The organism is Streptomyces sp. NPDC026589, from assembly GCF_040638385.1.
Taxonomy (GTDB): domain Bacteria; phylum Actinomycetota; class Actinomycetes; order Streptomycetales; family Streptomycetaceae; genus Streptomyces.
Window position 1 is genome coordinate 111,702 of the sequence record NZ_JBEZYG010000001.1, and the last position, 18,930, is coordinate 130,631.

8 protein-coding genes are annotated in these 18,930 nt (G+C 71.5%); 2 read left to right on the top strand and 6 right to left on the bottom strand.

Annotation, left to right across the window (positions count from 1 at the left end; genetic code table 11):
- The first annotated feature begins 1 nt into the window (after position 1).
- Together AB0F29_RS00540 and AB0F29_RS00545 are read left to right on the top strand one after the other, a co-directional pair.
- Positions 2-1,282, top strand: coding sequence for a TRAP transporter large permease subunit (locus AB0F29_RS00540; protein WP_361866318.1), 1,281 nt, complete (start codon positions 2-4; stop codon positions 1,280-1,282).
- 29 nt (positions 1,283-1,311) lie between these two features.
- Positions 1,312-2,349, top strand: a complete 1,038-nt coding sequence (locus AB0F29_RS00545; RefSeq protein ID WP_361866321.1) for a hypothetical protein — start codon at positions 1,312-1,314, stop codon at positions 2,347-2,349.
- 51 nt (positions 2,350-2,400) lie between these two features.
- On the opposite strand, the gene AB0F29_RS00550 is transcribed toward AB0F29_RS00545, so the two are convergent.
- From AB0F29_RS00550 to AB0F29_RS00575, 6 genes are read right to left on the bottom strand one after another with little or no spacing between them, the layout of a single operon-like run.
- Complete coding sequence (locus AB0F29_RS00550) at positions 2,401-3,591, bottom strand: cytochrome P450 (protein WP_361866323.1); 1,191 nt, start codon at positions 3,589-3,591, stop codon at positions 2,401-2,403.
- 48 nt (positions 3,592-3,639) lie between these two features.
- On the bottom strand, positions 3,640-4,695 hold the full coding sequence (locus AB0F29_RS00555) for an NADP-dependent oxidoreductase (protein WP_361866324.1): 1,056 nt from the start codon (positions 4,693-4,695) through the stop codon (positions 3,640-3,642).
- On the bottom strand, positions 4,692-6,416 hold the full coding sequence (locus AB0F29_RS00560; RefSeq protein ID WP_361866325.1) for an NAD(P)/FAD-dependent oxidoreductase: 1,725 nt from the start codon (positions 6,414-6,416) through the stop codon (positions 4,692-4,694). Before AB0F29_RS00560 ends, AB0F29_RS00555 begins: the two co-directional genes overlap by 4 nt.
- On the bottom strand, positions 6,413-8,095 hold the full coding sequence (locus AB0F29_RS00565) for an NAD(P)/FAD-dependent oxidoreductase (RefSeq protein ID WP_361866326.1): 1,683 nt from the start codon (positions 8,093-8,095) through the stop codon (positions 6,413-6,415). Before AB0F29_RS00565 ends, AB0F29_RS00560 begins: the two co-directional genes overlap by 4 nt.
- A complete protein-coding gene (locus tag AB0F29_RS00570) occupies positions 8,085-17,570 on the bottom strand; it encodes an amino acid adenylation domain-containing protein (protein WP_361866328.1) in 9,486 nt (3,161 codons plus the stop codon). Before AB0F29_RS00570 ends, AB0F29_RS00565 begins: the two co-directional genes overlap by 11 nt.
- A gap of 57 nt (positions 17,571-17,627) precedes the next feature.
- Positions 17,628-18,569, bottom strand: a complete 942-nt coding sequence (locus AB0F29_RS00575) for a sterol desaturase family protein (protein ID WP_361866329.1) — start codon at positions 18,567-18,569, stop codon at positions 17,628-17,630.
- Positions 18,570-18,930: the final 361 nt, after the last annotated feature.

Sequence of the window (18,930 nt, forward strand, 5' to 3'; positions counted from 1 at the left end):
CATGGGCGTCGTCATCCTTCTTGTCATGGCGGCCGGTGTCGCCGCGATGCTCACCCGCAGGCTGCCCACCGCCTTCGCGCTCGTCATCCTGGCCGTCGTCATCGCCTTCGTCGCGGGCGCCCCGCTGACCGGCGAGAACAGTGTGCTGGACACGGTCGTCCAGGAAGGCGCGCCGGCTCTCGGCGCCACGATGATCGCGATCCTGCTCGGCTCCTGGCTGGGCAGGCTCCTGGACGAGACCGGCATCGCGGGCACCCTGGTGCGCAAGATCGTCGAGTTCGGCGGGGACCGTCCGGTGGTGGTCGCCCTGGGCGTCCTCGGCGTCTCCACCCTGGTCGGCACGGTCACCGGCTCGGCCCCCGCGGCGATGCTCGCCGGGATCATCGGCATCCCCGCCATGATCGCCGTCGGCATCCCCAAGGTCACGGCCGCCGGGACGATCCTGATGGGCATCGCGGCCGGCGTGCCGTTCGAGCTGCCTGTCTGGCAGTTCTTCTCCACCGCGCTGGAACTGCCCGTCGAGACCGTGCGCGGCTTCATGATCAAGCTGTTCCCGTTCGCGCTGGCCGCCGCCGTCCTGTTCGTCCTCGTCGAGACCCGCAGGCGCGGCGTCGAGCACGCCTGGTCGCTCAAGTCGGCTTCCGCCAAGCCCGTTTCGCGTCGCGAGCAGCTGGGCGACGCCCCCTGGTACGCGCTCCTCACCCCCCTCGTGCCGCTGGTCCTGGCCCTCGGCTTCGAGGTGGCGATCCTGCCGTCGATGCTGGCGGGCGTCCTGTTCGCGCTCGTCACGACCACTCGGCCGCGCGAGATGAACAAGCGGCTGCTGCGGACGCTGTACGGCTCCTTCGAGGTCGCCGCGGCCCCGATCGTCCTGTTCATCGCGATCGGTATCCTGCTCGCCGCGGTGAAGCTGCCCGGTGCGGTGGAGGCGCTGGAGCCGCTGGTCAAGGCCGTCAGCCCGCAGAACCCGGTGCTGTTCGTCCTGGTCTTCACACTGCTCGTGCCGCTCTGCCTGTACCGGGGGCCGCTGAACGTCTACGGTCTCGGCGCGGGCATAGCGGGCGTCCTCATCGCCGCCGGCATCTACCCGGCCGTCGCGGTGCTGGGCCTGGCGACCTCGTACAACCAGGTGTTCGGGGTGTCGGACCCCACCAGCACGCAGACCGTGTGGAGCGCACAGTACGCGGGGGTGACGCCGCAGCAGGTGATGCTGCGGACCCTGCCGTACGTCTGGGCCGTGGCGCTCGGCGGCTTCTGTGTCACCGCCGCCAGTTATCTGTGATCGCTCATCTCTTCGGGACGGAGAACGACATGACACAGTACGAGGACACTCCGGTCGCGGCCGCCGCGACCCACCCGAGCCGCCGCATCTTCCTGCGGGGCGCGCTGGCCGGCACGGCGGTGACCGCCGGACTGATCGCCACCGGCGCGGGGGCGGGGAGCGCGGTCGCGGCCCCCGGCGGATTCCCGGACTACCGCCATCTGGGGCCACTGCTGACGCCTTCCCAGCTGACGTACAACCCGACGGGCGAGATCATCTTCCCGTGCATCCGGGGCGTCTACGACAAGCTGGCGAACCCGCTGGGCCGCTACTACCTCTACTACGCCCCGCACGACGCGCCCGGTGGCATCTGCCTGGCCTACGGCGACTCGTTGGAGGGCCCGTTCACTGAGTACCCGGCGAACCCGTTGGTCTCCAACGACTGGCAGCCACACTACCGGGTCAGCCATGTCTCCTCGCCGCACGTCCTGTGGAACGAGGACGTCAAGGAGCTGTGGCTCTACTTCCACGGCGAGAACCACACGACCCGGCTCGCCCGGTCCAAGGACGGCGTCACGTTCACGTACGACAGGGCCGTGCTCACCAAGGACATGCTTCCGGCGGGCACCAGCGAGACGTCCTACGCGCGAGTGTTCCGGCACGACCTGCCCGCGCGCGGTGCGCGGTACGTGATGCTCTTCATGATCAACAACCAGTCCAACCATCGTGACATCGCCTGGGGCTGGTCGAAGGACGGCCGCGACTGGGCCTTCGCCCAGCAGCCGCTGGTGCGCCACTCCGATGTCGGCGTGAACAACCTCAGCGGTCCGCATCTGCTGACCCGGGGCGGCAGCACGTTCGTCGTCTACCACTCCGGCAAGGAGAACGGCGGGAACATCCTGATCACCGAGGTCGGCAACGACTTCTCCCGCCGCGACCACCTCGGCGTCTTCTACGACTCGGGCAGCGCGGCCCCGGAGAACGGCCGCGCCGCCTCACCGAGCTTCGGCACGGACCGGGGCGTGCCGTACCTGGTCTACGAGGCGGGCGACCGGCTCGGGGGCTCGATCGCCGTCGCACGCGGCTGACGGCGGCAGGGGTGCGCCGGACGAACCGGCGCACCCCTGCCGTTCCCCGCCCTACCAACCGACGCCGAGCCGCCGCGGACTGCGGGAGGTCGTCCCGGTCCGCCACACGACCGTGTCGACGGGGGCGGCCAGGCGCAGCTCCGGGAAACGGGCGGCCAGGCGGTGCAGGGCGAGCTGGAGCTCCGTGCGGGCCAGCCAGGCGCCGAGACAGTAGTGGGGGCCGGCGCCGAAGGAGAGCGTGGGGGCCTCCAGTGGGGCGAACAGGTCGTGGAGGGTGGCGGGCGGGAAGACCTCCGGGTCGCGGTTGGCCATGCCGCAGTCGGCGAGCACGATCGCGCCCGCCGGGATCGTCACTCCTCCTACCTCGACGTCCTCGGCGGCGTGGCGGGTGCTGCCCCGGTCGTCGCCCAGCGGGACGAGGTGGACGAGGCGGTCCACGAGACGCCCCGCGGCCTCCTCGTCGGCGCCGAGGCGGGACCAGGTCTCACGGCGTTCGCCCAGCAGGTAGAGCAGTGCGTTGCCGAGCATGGTCATCGTGCTGTCGTGGCCGCCGACGACCAGCCCGCACACCAGGGTGACCAACTGGGTCTCGGGAACGCCGCCTTCCTCGTCGGCCGCCGCGACCAGACCGCTGATCAGGTCCTCGCCCGGGGTCCGGCGCCGCTCCTCGAGGAGGTGCGCGCCGAACGCGCTGAACTCCTTGAGGACCGCTGCCACCTGCTCGCGCTCGTGGGTGCCGTCGGAGAAGGCGTGTTCGCTCCAGTGCCGCATCCGGTCCCACGCGGACTCGTCGAGCCCCATGAGGCGGCTGACCACCGCCGCCGGCAGCGGGAGGGCGAACTCCGCGACGACGTCGACCGGTTGGGGCCGGGTTCCCAGCCGGCCGAGGAGCTCCTCCACTATCGCGGCGATCCAGGGCCGCCAGCGGGCGACGGCCCTCGGGGTGAACGCGCGCCGCAGGGTGCGGCGCAGCCGGAGATGGTCGGGGCCGTCCTGGTTGAACATCAGGTCGGGGTCGTTCACGAGGTCGGGTACGCCGGAGAGGGCGGGCGCGTCGGGGGCGTACAGCTGGGCCCGGCCGAACCGGGGGTCCGAGAGCACCTGGCGGACGTCCTCGTACCGGCTGACCAGCCAGGCGGGGCCGCCTCCCGGCAGCTCGGCGGGGCGGGGCGGCCCGGGTTTCTCGAAGAACAGGCGGTGGAGCGGCTCCGGGGCCGGATGCGTGGGGTCGGTGGTGGTCAACGTGCCTCCTGGGGAGCACCGTTGGATCGAGCGGAGGGAGGACGGCGCTCAGAGTTCGACGAGTACCTTGCCGCGGTTGGCCGCCCGGTCGCCGTAGAGGCTGCCGTAGGCGGCGGGGATCGCGTCGAAGCCGTGGTGCAGGGTGTGGTCGCAGACGACCTCGCCGCGCCGGACGCGGCCGCCCAGGTCGGTGTGGAGGTCCTGCCAGTTCTGTTCGGTGAACCATTCCAGGGAGAAGATGCCGCGCACGGTGGCGCGCGGGAACATCAGGTAGGGCAGAAGCCGGGGGCCGGTGCCCTCGTTGCCGACCTGCGTCGCCCACTGCCAGCACACCGCCACCTGGCTCCCGATGTTGAGCAGGGAGAACACGGCGTCGGTGACCGCGCCGCCGAGGTTGTCGAAGTAGCGGTCGACGCCGTCGGGGGCGGCCCGGACAAGTGCGTCGCGGACGGTCTCCGCACCGTCCCCGTGGCGGTAGACGACCACGGCGTCGAACCCGAGCCCGGTGAGGTAGTCCGCCTTCTCCGGGGAGGAGGTGGTGCCGACCACCCGGGCCCCGGCGAGCGCGGCGAGCTGCCCGACGAGGGCGCCCACCGAGCCGGAGGCCCCGCTGATGACGAGGGTCTCGCCGGGGCTGATCGTCATGTACTTGGTCAGGGTCCCCCAGGCGGTCATGCCGGGGCCCCCCATCACGCTGAGGGCGGTCGTCAGCGGCAGGGCGTCGTCGTACCACCGGGGGTCGAGCCTGCGGTAGGCCGGGAAGACCATGGGGAACGTGCCGGTCTGCCAGAGTTCGGGGACGCCGGTGCTGATCACGTGGGTGCGCCAGCCGCCGAAGCCCTGGACGAGGTCGCCGACGCGGTGGGCGGCGCGCGGCCCCGCCTCCACCACCTCCATGATCGAGTCGGCGCCCATGTGCCGGCCGATCGGGGTATCGAGGGCGATGCCCTGGAGGTAGGGGTCGACGGAGACGTACAGGGTGCGCAGGAGCATCTCGTCGGGGGCGAGGGTGACGTCGACGTGTTCGACGACCTTGTCGTAGACGCGGTCCACGTCGGGGACGCCTTCGACGTGTTCGCGGACCACCCATTTCGCGATCTTCATGGTTTCCTCTCGGTCGGTGCGGCGGGGCGCACGGGCACGGGGATGACCCGGTGGGTCGGTGGTGGTGCGGTGAGGTCGAGCGACGCGGTGAAGGGCCGGTCGTCGTCGCGGCAGACGAACTGCATGACGTGGCGTCCGGCGGCGGCGGCGCGGATGAGCCCGCCGGTGGTGGCCCAGACGCCGGACTGGTAGAAGTCGCGCAGTCCGGGGAGGCCCGGGCCGTGCTTCTTGATCAGTTCTTCGAGGGTCTCGCCGCTCTCGACGAAGGGCTGCCAGCCGAGGACGGTGCCGTCGTAGTTGCCGGTGTAGCGGACCTGGGTGAGGGGGCTGGAGACGTCCCGGACGACGATCGCGTCCCGCAGCCCGGGGTAGCGCTGTTCCAGGAAGCCGACGAGTGTCTCGCGGGCCCGGCGTTTCGCCGCGTAGTAGCCGCGCCCGTGCCGTACGGGCAGGGTGTGCAGCTCCTGGCCGCCGCGGGTGCGGGTGATCTGTTCGGGGCCCTCGTCCAGGGCGCGCCAGGGGGCGATGTCGCAGAAGTAGGTGGCGTAGACGACGGTGGTGCCGTCCGGGGACAGTTCGGGGTAGTGGCTGCTGCGGAACTGGACGTTGATGCTGGGGTGGCGGATGCCGGTCAGTTCGGCGGCCGTCGCCTCGTCGAGGAGGTAGGTGGTGCAGGGGTCTCCCTCGGGGAAGGGGCGCGAGAGGCCGAGGAAGAGGGTGAAGTAGCCGGGGAAGACCATGCCGGGTTCGTGGATGGTCTCCGTGTAGAGCTTGCGGTAGTCCTCGCCCAGGTACTTGCCCTCCAGGAACTTCATGGTCGTGGTGTAGCCGTCGCAGGCCGACACGATGATGTCGGCGCGCAGTTCCTGACCGTCGCTGAGGCGGACGCCCACCGCCCGGTCGTCCTCGACGATCACCGTCTCGACCTTGGTGTTGTAGGAGACCTCGCCGCCGAGCCGGCGGTAGCGGGCCTCGATCGACTCGGCGAGGCCGAGGGAGCCGCCTTCGGGGACTCCGGCGGAGAGGTTGGCGTGCGAGGCGAGCTGGAAGTGGAAGGGGAGGACGGGGAAGGCCGGGTGCTTCTCGTACAGGATGAAGTTGAAGGCCTCCCGCAGGAGGGGGTCCTTGAACTTCTTGGAGAAGTCGCTCATCAGGACGGTGATCGTGGTGCGGACGGAGTTGAAGTACGGCAGGAACGAGGCGAGCATCCGCCAGCGCTCCCGGCGTCCCATCAGTCCGACGGGCTTGAGGAAGGGGTAGACCGCGAGCGCCTTGCGGAAGCTGCGCAGTTGCGCGCAGAACTTCCGTACGAGGCGGGCGTCGGCGGGCGAGATGCCGATGAGGTGGGCTTCGAGCCGGTCGGGGTCGGAGTAGAAGTGGACGGCCCGGCCGTCCGTGCCGCGCACGATGTTGAAGACGTCGAAGTGGCGGACCTCCTTGCCCTGGAGGGCGCCGAGCTCCAGCCAGATCTGGTGCATCTCGTTGCCGGGGCCGCTGCCGAGGAGCCAGCTGACGCAGGCGTCCAGGGTGAAGCCGCCGCGCTCCCAGGCGGTGCAGCAGCCGCCGGGGATCTCGTGCATCTCCAGGATGCGGGTGCGGTAGCCGTTCATCTGGGCGTAGCAGCCGGTGGAGAGCCCGCCGAGACCGGCCCCGATGATGATCATCGTCTCCCGGGGCCGGCGTGCGCCACCGGCCCGGGGTCCGTTCGTGTCGCCGCTCATGAGCCCTCGCTCTCCCGTGCGGACCACCGGTCGAGCTGGGGCAGGTGTCCCAGCTTCCCGGGGTGCCAGGGTTCGGCGCCCTTGCTCTCCCAGGCCCGGAACTCCAGGCCCAGGTCGCGGCAGAGGTACTGGACGGCGAAGCGGCCGGTGGAGGCGGCGCGGATCAGGCCGCCCATGCCGACCCACTGTCCGGCCATGGAGAAGCCGCTGAGTCCCGGCAGCCGCATCCGGTCCTTGCCGACGAGGCGCGCGGCGACGTCGTCGGCTTCGGAGAACGCCTTCCAGGCGAGGATGGAGCCGCCGAGGTTGCCGGTGTAGCGGTGGGTGGTGGCGGGCGTGGCGACCTCGACGATGTCGATGCGCTCCGCGATGCCGGGGGTGCGGCGCTCCAGGAAGTCGCGGACGAAGTGGGCGACTTCGCGCTTGCGCCGGCGGTACTCCTTGCGGTCCCTGGTGCGCAGGTCCTTCCAGTGGGCGTAGTCGCTGAAGTAGGTGCAGTGCAGGACGGAGTGGCCCGGCGGTGCGAAGCCACCGGAGTAGCGGGAGCGTGCCTGCACGACGAAGCTGTCCTGGAGTGCCCCGGGGAGGTGGGCCGCGTCTTCCGGGCCGAGGAGGTGCGTGGTGCTGTGCGCCTCCTCGGGTTCCAGGTCGCCGCGGAGGCCGACGAAGGCGGAGACGACGGCGGGGAAGAGGGTGCCGGGGCGGTGGAGGAGGTCGGTGTAGAGCTTGTCGATCCGGGGGCCGGTGTACCGGCCGCCCAGGAGTCCGTAGACGGTGGTGTGGCCGTCGCAGGCGGAGACGACGTGTTCGGCGAAGTACCTTTTGCCGTTGCGGAGTTCGATGCCGATCGCCCGGTCGTCCTCGACCAGGATCCGCTCGGTGCGGGCCCGGTAGGTGACCGTTCCGCCCAGGCTCTTGTAGCGCTCCTCGACGGAACGGGCGAGGCCGAGCGAACCGCCCTGGGGGAAGCCCGCGTTGCCGTGGTGGGCGGCCGCCATGTTGAAGAGGTACGGCAGCATCGGGAAGCCCTCGGGGTCCTGGAAGAAGATGTTGCGGAACGCCTTGCGCAGCAGCGGGTCCTGGAACCGGTCGGCGAACACGTGCATCGGGGTGGCGGCGGTCCGCCAGAACAGCCGGAAGACAGGGAGCACCGTGCGCAGGGTCCGGGCCCTCTCCCCTACGGTCCTGAGCGCGGGCGCGGTCAGGAACGGGTACAGCTCGATGTCGATGAAGCGCCGCAGGTCCCGGGTGAAGGCCCGGATGAGCGGGGCGTCGGCGGGTGAGACCTCCAGGAGGTGGGCCTCCAGCCGGTCGGGGTCGTTGTAGAACGTCACCGACCGGCCCGAGGCGTCCTCGACCTTGTTGAACAGTTCGAAGTTGGTGACCGTCTTGCCGTCGAGTGCGCCGAGTTCGCTCCACACCCGGTGCGCGTCGTTGCCCGGGGCGGTGCCGATGAGCCATTCGATGCAGTAGTCGAAGAGGTACCCGTCGCGCGACCAGGCGGTGCAGCAGCCGCCGGGCAGCACGTGCTTCTCGAAGATGCGGGTCCTGGCTCCGCTCATCTGCGCGTAGACGCCGGTGGAGAGGCCCGCCACGCCCGCGCCGATGACGATGACGCGGGGCGGGGTGCCCGGGGCGCGTTCCCTGCTGGTCCAGTCGGTGGGGTCGTCATCCGCCATGGGCCGCGTCTCCCCTCAGGACGGAGCGCACCAACTCGGCGTTGCGGGGCAGGTGTTTGGCGTCGAGCATGTCGGCGTGGATGCCGGAGCCGCGCAGTACGGCGGTGGCGCCGGTGGAGCTGCCGTGCCAGGTGCCGTGCTCGCCGGCGGCGTAGAGGGCGGCCTTCTCCTCGTCGGTGATCACGCTGACCGTCGCGGCGACCGTGCCGGTGTTGGGGGTGCGACCGCAGAAGGCGAGGTATTCGGCCGCGTGGGCGAGGGTCTCCCGGGCGACGGCCTCGGAGCCGGTGTGCTTGCGTACGTGGTCGGCGAGTTCGCTCTCGAAGGCGGCGATGCCCGAGGCGTCCGGTTCGTAGGCGGCGAGGATGCGGCGGGAGTCGAGGATGACGACGTGGGCGACGTCCCGGCCGCGCCGCTCCAGCTCCTTGGCCGTCTCGAAGGCGAGGTTGCCGCCGAGGGAGTAGCCCAGGAGCAGATAGGGGCCGTCGGACCGGTCCGCCTCGATCAGGTCGGCGTACCGGCTGACCTTGTCGTCGCCGGGGAGGTAGTTGAAGGCGGTGACGGAGTAGTCGAGGAGCTGTGCGGCCAGCCCCCGGTAGACGAGTCCGTGGCCGCCGGCGGGCGGGAAGCAGAAGAGGGCGGGGGCCTGTCCGGCGTTGAAGGTGAGGCTGGGCAGTTCGTCGGCGGTGGTGCCGAGCAGGACGTCCTCCACGGTGGCGGCCATGCCGTGCAGGGTGGTGACCTGGTAAAGCCTGCTGACGGGGACGCCGACGCCGAACTCGGTGCGCAGGTGGTGGAGGAGTTCGATGAGCTTGATCGAGCTGCCGCCGAGTTCGAAGAAGTCGTCCTCCAGACTGATCTGTTCGCGGCCGAGCAGGGTCTTCCAGTGGCGGGCGACGCTGACCTCGTAGAGCGTCACGGGCTCCTCGTGCGGCCGGTCCCCCGCCCCGGCCCGGGGGGCGGGCAGGGCGGCCGTGTCGACCTTGCCGTTGGCCGTCAGCGGCAGGGCGGGCAGTTCGGTGAAGTGGGACGGGATCATGTACGAGGGCAGCGAGCGGGCGAGGTGGCGGCGCAGGGCCCGGACGTCCAGGGACGCGCCGGGCGCGGGGACGCAGTAGGCGCAGAGTGTCGCCTCTCCCCCGGTGTCCGTGCGTACGGTGACGACGGCCCGGGCGAGCGGCGGCCACTGGGCGAGCTGCGCCTCGATCTCGCCGATCTCGATGCGGTGGCCGCGCAGTTTGACCTGTCCGTCGGTGCGGCCGAGCAGGTGGACCCGGCCGTGTGCGTCCCAGCGGGCGATGTCGCCGGTGCGGTAGAGGCGTTCGGGCCGGGCGTCGGCTCCCCGGCCGAGCGTCCGGGTGACGAAGCGCTCCTCGGTCTGTTCGGGGTCTCCGGCGTAGCCGAGGGCGACGCCGTCGCCGCCGATCCAGAGTTCGCCGGGCACGCCGGGCGGGACGGGTTCGCCGTGGGCGTCGAGGACATGGAGGGTGCTGTTGGGCAGCGGCCGGCCGATCGGGACCATGGCGCCGGGTTCCAGGTCGTCGACGGGCCCCTCGAAGAGCGCGCTGTCGATGGTGGCCTCGGTGAGGCCGTAGGAGTTGACGAGGCGGGTGCCGGGTCCGCACAGCTCGGCCAGCCGGCGGTACTCCCCCACGCTCCAGGCGTCCGAGCCGACCACCAGCAGGCGCAGGAAGTCCAGCCGCAGCCCTTCCCGTGTGCAGTGGTCCATCAGGCCGCGGACGACGGCGGGGACGAACTCGGCGCAGTCGACGCGCTCCTGACGCATCGTGCGGTAGAGCCGGGTGGTGTCGAAGAGGAGGTCGCGGTCGGCCAGGACGAGGGTGCCGCCCGAGCACAGGGCGCGCACCAGGTCGCCGGTGAACACGTCGAAGGACGGTTCGGCCATCTGGAGGTGCGTGCGGACGTCGGTGTCCAGCCGGTACTCCTGGCGCCACGCGGCCTGGGCGGAGACGAGGTTGCGGTGGCTGACGCGGACGGCCTTGGGGCGGCCGGTGGATCCGGAGGTGGTGATGACGTACGCGGGCGCGTCGGCGCCGGGCTCGGCGGGCGGTCCTTCCGGGTGCGGTTCGGTGCGTCCGAGCGCGGCGAGGGTGAGCGTCGGGACGGTCAGGGCTCCGGTCTGCTCCGGCGGGGCGTCGTCCGCGACGAGGACGAGTGCCGCGCCGGTGGTCGTCACGAGGTGGGCGAGCCGGTCGGCGGGCTGATCGGGCCGGAGCGGGAGGTAGGCGGCGCCGGCCCTGAGGACGCCGAGCAGGGCGACGATCAGCTCGGGCGACTTGTCGAGGCAGAGCACGACCACCGAGCCCTCGCCGACGCCGAGCGCCCGCAGCCGGGCGGCGGTGCCGGCGGCCCGCCGGTCCAGCTCGGCGTAGGTCAGCCGGTGCGCCCCGCCGTGTGCGGTGGGCAGGGTGACGGCGACGGCCGCGGGGTGTTCGGCGGCGACGCGGCCGATCAGTGTCTGGACCGGGACGAACGGCTCCGTCCCGGGTCCGGCGGACGGCAGGGCCGGGCGGCTCCACTCCCCGACGAGCCGCTCACGCTCCCGGTCGCCGAGCATCTCCAGCCGTGAGGCGGGCTGTTCGCCCGGCACCCGGGTCATCCGGTCGAGGAGCCGGGTGTAGTGGGCGGCCATGCGGCGCATGGTCTCGGGGAGGAAGAGGTCGGTGTTGTACTTGAACACGCAGTGGAAGCGACCCTCGGCCTCGTCCTCGTAGGCGGACAGCGTTATGTCGAACTGCCCTTCCTCCTCCGGGAGTTCGATGTACTCCAGACGGTAGCCGTACTGCTCGGTGGCCACCTTGTGGGTGAGGAGGATGAACATCGCCTGGAAGACGGCGGAGCGGCTGGGGTCGTGCTGGAGGCCCAGCTCCTCGACGAGGAGGACGAAGGGGTACTCCTGGTTGTCCAGGCCGCCGAGCACGGTCCGGCGGACCTGTTGCAGCAGTTCGGCGACGGTCGGGTCCTCGGACAGGTCGGCGTGCAGGGGCAGCGGGTTGACGAAGTAGCCGTAGACGGAGGCGAAGTCCTGCCGGGTGCGGCCGGTCACCGGGCTGCCGACGACGATGTGGTCCTGCCCGGAGTAGCGGTGCAGCAGGAGGTAGTACGCGCTCAGCAGCACCATGAACGGCGTGACGCCGTGGGCGCGGGCCAGGGCGTGGACACGGGCGCTGAGGGCGTCGTCCAGGACGAAGAACTCGGAGGCCCCGTTGTGGGTCTGGACCGCCGGGCGCGGTTTGTCGACGGGCAGGTCGAGGAGCGGGACCTCGGCCGGCAGGTGAGAGCGCCAGTAGTCGAGCATGCCTGCCGCACCGGGCCCGGCCAGGAAGGCGTTCTGCTGGTTGAGGAAGTCGAGGTAGCGGGCCTCGATCGGTGGGAGCTGGGGTTCCTGGTTGCGGCGCAACGCCTCGTAGACGGCGAGGAGTTCCTCGATGAAGGTGAAGGTGGAGATGGCGTCGGAGACGATGTGGTGGACGGCCTTCATGATGATCCAGCGGTCCGGGCCCCGCTTGAAGAGCCGGAAGCGGACCAGTGGGTCGTGAGCGAGGTCGTAGGGTTTGCGGTATTCCTGGACGATCGTCGCGTGGATGGACTCCCAGTCCTCTCCCTGGACGTCGAAGAGGGCGAGGTCCGTCGCGGCGTTCTCGGAGACTTGCTGCACGGCCTGCCCGTCCACCAGGAGGAAGTTGGTGCGGAGCGCGGGGTGCCGGGCGATGAGCCGGCGGACGGCCTCGAACATCAGGTCCGGTTCGAGCGTGACGGTCACCTCGACGGCTCCGCCGATGTTGTACGCGTGGCCGTCGGGGTTGAGGTGCTTGAGGAACCAGAGCGCTTTCTGGTTCTGCGTCAGTGGGTACTGCCCCTCGTCGCTGTGGAGTTCCACCGCTCCCGGGGCCCCGTCGGGGGCGTCGGCCGAGGCGAGGGCGGTGAGGCCGTCGTGGAGCTGGGCGGCGAGTTCCCCGGCCGGGGTGCCGCTGAGCAGGGCGACCACGGGGAGGGCCACGCCGAGCTCGGCGTGGATCCGGGCCCGCAGCTCCATGGCGAGAAGGGAGTCGAGGCCGAGTTCGCCGAGTCCGGTGGCGGGGTCGATGCGGTCCGTGCCGGTGCGCAGCACGGTGGCCGAGAGCGCGGCGAACCGCTCGGCGACGAGGGTGCGGCGGGTCTCCTCGTCGGCGGCGCGGAAGGTGTCGAGGAATCCGTTGCCCGAGGCGGCGTCGGCCGGCGGGGCTGCGGCCGCGGCGAGGTCGGCGACCAGCGGCGGCGGGGAGGGGTACCAGGCGAGGAAGACGGGCCAGTCGACGACGGTGGCGACGACCAGTTGGGCGTGGTCCTGGCCGATGACGCGTTCCAGGACGGCCATGCCGGCGTCCGGGGACAGCGAGCTCATGCCACGGCTGTGCAGATAGTGGTCGACCAGTCCGAGTTCCTCGATCATTCCGGTGGCCCAGGGGCCCCAGTCCAGGCTGAGCGCGGGCAGTTGCCGGGCGCGGCGGTGGTGGGCGAGGGCGTCCAGGAAGGCGTTGCCCGCCGCGTAGTTGGTCTGGCCGGCCGTGGTCAGCAGGGAGGCGATGGAGGCGAAGAGCACGAAGTGTTCGAGGGGCTCGTCGCGCAGGTGCCGGTGCAGGAGGTGGGCGCCGACGGTCTTGGGGTCGTGGACGGCGTCGAAGGCGGCCCGGTCCAGATCGGCGACGAGGGTGTCGCGGACCTGTCCCGCGAGGTGGAACACCCCGCGTACGGGGGGTGCCCCGCTCTGCCGGTGGGCGTCGAGCCAGCCGGCCAGGGCGTCCTCGTCGGTGATGTCGAGGGTCGCGAGGACGGGCTGCGCGCCGAGCGCCTCCAGCTCGCGGAGCAGGGCCACGGCCCGGCCCTCGGCGGTGGCGGGGTCGGTGCCGGCCCATTTCTCCCGGGCCGGGACGGGGGTGCGCCCGACCAGGATGATCCGGCGGGCCCCGCGGCGTACGAGGGTGCGGCACAGCAGTCGGCCGAGCGCGCCGAACGCGCCGGTGACCAGATAGCTTCCATCCGCCCGCAGGCGCAGCGGCAGCGGCCGGGTCAGGCCCTCGGCGGGGCGGAGGCGGCTGGTGCGGCGGACGCCGTCGCGCAGGGCGATCTCTTCCTCGTCGTCGCTGAGGACTTCGCCGAGGAGCGCTTCGGCCTCGGCCCGGTCACTGTCGGGGCCCGGCTGCCGCCCGGGGTCGAGGTCGATGAGTTTGCCGGGGTGTTCGATCAGTTCCTGGTGTCGCAGTACGCGGCCGATGCCCCAGGCCGGTGCCCCGAGGGGTTCGGGCCCCTCACCGGGCAGGGCGGGTTGGGCGCCGCGGGTGACGATGTGCAGGCGGCCTCCGGAGCCCCGGGCTGACAGGAGCCGGGCGAGGGCGATCAGTGAGTACGCTCCCGCGCCGGTGTGGTCGGTCAGGGAGGTCCGGTCGCACGCGGCGAGGGCGGGCGCGTCGAGGTTCCACAGGTGCAGGACGGCCCCTCGGAAGGGCCCCCCGTCGCGGTCCAGGTCAGCGAGGAGCCGGCGCAGATCGGCGTCGGACGCGGGGTCCACGGTGAACGTGGCTCCGTCGCCGGACGCGGTGTAGGCGGCGCCCCGGCGCACCAGGCGGCAGCGTTCGCCCCGGGCGGCGGCCAGGGCGGCGAAGGCGTCCGCGACGCCGCCGGTGTCGGCGAGGACGAGCCAGTCGTGATAGCGGGCCGCGGGTGCCGGTCGGCGCTCGGCGGTGCTTCCCGACGCTTCGCCGCGTACGTTGCCGTCGCGCACGTCGTCGTCGCGCATGTCAACGTCGTTCGCGTCCTGTGGCAGGGCGCGGACGGCCTCGGCGGGCAGCGGCGGGCAGTCGGTCCAGACGGGTTCGGCGAGCCAGGAGTCGATCGTGGTCCGGGCGACGGCGGTGGCCGCCTTCTCCACGTCGGCGGCGCGGAAGCCGAGGACGCGGCCGAGCGGCGCCCCGTCGTCCGCGTAGAGGGCGATGTTGCCGAGGGTGGTGTCGGCGTCGGCGGGGAGCAGGGTGGCGTGGGCCCAGAACGGCTGGTCGCCGATGGGTTCGAGGGCGACCTCGTCCAGGGAGAGCGGCAGCCTGATCCCGGTGACCGGTGCGGGATCTTCGGGGGCCGGCGGGATCAGCGGAGTCAGGAGAGTCTGGAAGCAGGCGTCGAGGAGGACGGGGTGGAGGTGGTGGCCCGCGGCGTCGTCGCCGATCGCCCGGGGCGGGCGGATCCGGGCGAGGACCTCGCCGGCGCCGATCCAGACCTCCTCGATGGCCTGGAAGGCGGGGCCGTAGTGGTAGCCGAGGGCGGCCAGCGCGGTGTAGCAGTCGGGGCCTTCGAGGTGCCGCAGGGACCTGGCGCGGAGCGCGGGGGCGTCGAGCGGCGGGGCGGTGCGGCGGCGTTGCCCGGTGCGGACGATCCCGCTCGCGTGCACGGCCCGTTCCCCGTCGTCCCCGGTCGGGGAGGCGATGGTGAAGGCGGCGTTCTCCAGGGAGAGCGACACCTCCACGGTCCGGTCCTCGCCGTCGGGCAGGAAGAGGGCCTTGCGCAGATCGATGTCGGCGAGGACGGCGGTGGTGCCGCCGGTGAGCTTCAGGACGGCCTGGGCGGCCATTTCCAGATACCCGGCGGCGGGGAAGACCACGGTGTCCTGGATGCGGTGGTCGGCGAGGTACGGCAGGTCCTCGGTGTCCAGGCGGGCCTGCCAGGTGGGCTCCGTACGGTCGGTGCGGCGGCCCAGGAGCCGGTGGTCGCGGTGGCCGAGCCGGACCTGGGCGACCGGCCGGGGTTCGGTCCAGTGACGGTCGCGCCGGAAGGGGTGGCGGGGCAGGGTGACCGGCCGGCCGGCCGGCTGGAGGACGCTCCAGTCGATGGGGACGCCCAGGTTGTGGAGCGAGCCGAGGGAGGCGGCGAAGCGCTCGCTCTCGTTCTCCCGGCGGCGGATCGAGGGCAGGGTGAGTCCGCTCGTCCCGCCCGTGTCGAGGCATTCGCGGATCGCGTGGCCGAGGACCGGGTGCGGGCCGATCTCCAGGAACACCTGGTGGCCGTCGTCGGCGATGCGGTCGACCGCGGAGCGGAAGCGCACCCGCTCGCGGACGTTCTTCCACCAGTACGCGGCGTCCAGTTCCTCGCCCCGGGCCCTTCCCTCGACGCCTGTCAGGTACAGCGGAACCTGGGCCGCTCGCGGCTCCAACGGAGCCAGTTCAGCGAGCAGTTCGTCCTTGATCTGCTCCATCACGACGCTGTGGTAGGGAACTTCGACGGTGAGGAACTTCGCGAACTGCTGCTCGGACCGCAGCTCCTCGGCCAGCAGGGTCAGCGCGGCCTCGTCCCCGGCCAGGGTGATCGCGGTGGGGCTGTTGACGGCGGCGATGGAGACCCGGTCGCTGTAGGGGCGCACCCGGCGTTCCGCCTCGTCCTCCGAGAGGCTGACGGCGAGCATGGCGCCGGTGCCGGCCAGGGTCTGCTGGAGGCGGCTGCGGTGCACGACGACCCTGGCCGCGTCCCGCAGGGAGTAGACGCCCGCCGCGTGGAAGGCGGCGATCTCCCCGGTGCTGTGGCCGACCACGGCGTCCGGGCGCACTCCGTGGGACCGCCACAGGGCCGCCAGGCCCACCTGCACGGCGAAGTTCGCGGGCTGGGCGAGCCAGGTCTCCGCCATCCGGGAGACGGACTCGTCGGCGGTCATCTCCTCGATGAGGGACCAGTCGGCGAACTCCCGCAGCGCCCGGTCGCAGGCGGCGACGGCGTCGCGGAAGACAGGCTCCTCCTCCAGCAGTTGGCGGCCCATGCCCCACCACTGGGGGCCCATGCCGGTGAAGACCCACACCAGCCGCCGGTCGGCGGCGTCCCGGGCGCGGCCGTGGACGACCCGGGGGTGGGCCTCGCCGCGCGCGTGGGCGGCGAGGGCCTCGTCGAGGGAGGCGCGCGAGGTGTAGGCGACGGACAGCCGCTCGGGGAGGTGCTGGCGGCGGTGGGCCAGGGTGTGGCCGAGGTCGTCGAGGGCCACTGCCGGGCCGTTGTCGCCCGCCAGCTCGCCCCGGATCCCGGCCGCCATCTCCGTCAGGGCGTCGGGGTTGCGGGCGCTGAGGGGCAGGATGCTCCAGCGCCGCCCGGCGGGCGCGGCGGGGCGGATGTCCGGCAGGACCTTGGGGGCCTCCTCCAGGACGACATGGGCGTTTGTGCCGCCGAATCCGAAGGAGTTGACCCCGGCGCGGGCGGGCCCTTCGTGTTCGGGCCAGGCGGTGGGCCGGGTGGGGATCTCGTAGGGGAGGGTCGCCGGGTCGATGGCGGGGTTGAGGTTCTCCAGGTTGATGTGGGGCGGGATCGTGCGGTGCTTGATGCTCAGGACGGTCTTGATGAGCCCGGCGATCCCGGCGGCGGATTCGGTGTGGCCGATGTTCGTCTTGACCGAGCCGACGTAGGCGCGGGCGCCCGGGGCGCGTCCGACGGCCAGCGCGCGGGCCAGGGCGTTCGCCTCGATCGGGTCGCCGACCGGGGTGGAGGTGCCGTGCGCCTCCATGTACTGGAGGTCGCCGGGGGTGATGCCCGCCTCGGCGCAGACCCGGCGGATGAGGTCGACCTGGGCGTCGGCGTTGGGCACGGTGATGCCGTTGGTGTGCCCGTCCTGGTTGACGCCGCTACCGGCGATCACCGCGTGGATCCGGTCCCCGTCCCGTACGGCGTCGTCCAGCCGCTTCAGCGCGACCAGGCCGACGCCTTCGGCCCGTACGTAGCCGTCGGCGGCGGCGTCGAACGTACGGGAGCGGCCCTCGGGCGACAGGAACCCGCCCTTGGTCTCCGCGATGGTGTACTGCGGGGCCATGTGCAGCAGGGTGCCGCCGGCCAGCGCGAGGTCGCTCTCCCCGTTGTTCAGTGCCTGGCAGGCCAGGTGGACGGCGACCAGGGAGGAGCTGCACGCGGTGTCGATGGAGAGGCTGGGGCCGCGGAAGTCGAAGCAGTACGAGATGCGGTTCGACACCATCGTCATCATGGTGCCGGTCGCCGTGTGAGCGGCCAGCGAGGTGAAGTCCAGGTCGGCGAATTGCAGGATCTTGTAGTCCAGGGTGAACGCACCGACGTAGACGGCGACGTTGCCGCCGGCGAGGTCGGCGGCACGCTGGCCACCGTCCTCCAGGGCCTCCCACGCCACTTCGAGCAGCTTTCGCTGCTGCGGGTCCATGTGGTCGGCCTCGCGGGGGCTGATGCCGAAGAACGCGGGGTCGAACTCGTCGAAGCCGTCGATGTATCCGCCGCGGCCGCCGACGAGGCGCCCTGGTTTGTCGCGGAACCGGCTGCCGAGCGTGCTGACGTCGTACCGGTCGGGCGGTGTGGGCGTGATGCAGTCCTTGCCCTCCACCAGATTGCGCCAGTACGCGCGGTGGTCCGAGGCGCCGCCGGGCAGGCGGCAGCCCATCCCGATGATCGCCACCTTGTTCCGTAACGCCCGGTTGTTCGCGTCGGCCATGTCGAACTCCTCAAGTCGTGGTGGAGCAAGTCGTGGTGGAGCTTCAGGAGGTGGCGGTCACTCCGGCCGGGAGGCCCGTGCCGGTCGGCGTCGCCAGGGATGCGCGAGGGCGGCGAGGATCTCCCCGGTGCCGGGGAATGACGTGGGGTCGTGCAGGCCCACGGCGGCGGGCTCGCGGCCGGGGTACCAGGTGAAGCTGCCGAAGAGGTGGTCCCAGCACGACAGGTCGGAGCCGTAGTGGCCGGCTTCGGACAGGTCGGTGCTGTGGTGCAGACGGTGCTGCTCGGGACTGGCCAGCAGATGGTTGAGCCGTCCGATGCGGACATCGATGTTGGCGTGGATGAAGTAGCCCTGGGCGGCGACGAAGAGTCCGACCACCAGCACCGCGGGTCGGGAGAATCCCACGAACGCCAGAGTCAGCTGGACGAGGGCCTGCGCCAGGACGATGTCCAGCACATGGTTGACCCCGTTGTTGGCGACGTTGACCTTCTCCGGCACGTGATGCACTCCGTGCAGCCGCCAGAACAGGGCGTTCCGGTGGCCCAGCCGGTGCACCGCGTAGCTGACGAGAGATCCGGCGAGGAGCGCGCCCGGGATCTCGACCCCGAGATGGAGGGCCGGTTCCGCGGGCGAGATCAGGCCGACGGCCAGCGCGACCAGGAGTTGCGCCAGTCCGCTGCCGGCCGTGGTGAGCAGGAAGTAGATGCCGTACCAGCACCATTCGGCCTTTCCTGGGTGCCAGTTCCGGTCATAGGGAATCAGCCGTTCCAGGAGAGCGAGATAGGCGATGACCCCGACCAGGAAAAGTGAACTGACCCAGGCCGGATCCCACTCCAGCGACAATGCGGCCACGCTCACGGATACGACCGCGAGGAGGAGAACCGGGTACGCAGCTACGCGAAGAAGCCGAGCGGGAGAATTACCGGACCGCCCCTTCCGGTCGACCGAATACCCGGCCGAATAGATTCCGCCATCGGCGGAGTGCTCGCGCTCGTCCATCCGTGACCCTCCACAAGTGACAGTGATGGGGAGAGAGACCCTCGCATCGCTTCAGAGCAGGCCAGAGCACCCTTGGGACGTGACAGGAAACCCCGGGCGGCGACCACGGCCCCCGCACTGGCGACTTTCGGACACCCGACCTCGATGAAATTCGGCCGTGGCGTGAACTGATGCCCCCGACCCCATCAGCCCAGATCATCTATTTCCCGTTCCCACCGCTTTAATCACGCCCGACTCGGAGAAATCACCCGGCGCATTTGTTCGTGACGGGAATGCGAGAAGGATCGCGTAACCGTGGCGAGTTCATTTGTGCGAACAATTCTTTCGTAGGATCATCGCGGTGTTTGAGGACGGCGCATTC

Coding starts and splice junctions, on each gene's coding strand:
- AB0F29_RS00540 (WP_361866318.1), top strand. CDS start 2: ATGGGCGTCGTCATCCTTCTTGTCATGGCGGCCGGTGTCGCCGCGATG.
- AB0F29_RS00545 (WP_361866321.1), top strand. CDS start 1,312: ATGACACAGTACGAGGACACTCCGGTCGCGGCCGCCGCGACCCACCCG.
- AB0F29_RS00555 (WP_361866324.1), bottom strand. CDS start 4,695: ATGAAGATCGCGAAATGGGTGGTCCGCGAACACGTCGAAGGCGTCCCC.
- AB0F29_RS00560 (WP_361866325.1), bottom strand. CDS start 6,416: ATGAGCGGCGACACGAACGGACCCCGGGCCGGTGGCGCACGCCGGCCC.
- AB0F29_RS00565 (WP_361866326.1), bottom strand. CDS start 8,095: ATGGCGGATGACGACCCCACCGACTGGACCAGCAGGGAACGCGCCCCG.
- AB0F29_RS00570 (WP_361866328.1), bottom strand. CDS start 17,570: ATGGCCGACGCGAACAACCGGGCGTTACGGAACAAGGTGGCGATCATC.
- AB0F29_RS00575 (WP_361866329.1), bottom strand. CDS start 18,569: ATGGACGAGCGCGAGCACTCCGCCGATGGCGGAATCTATTCGGCCGGG.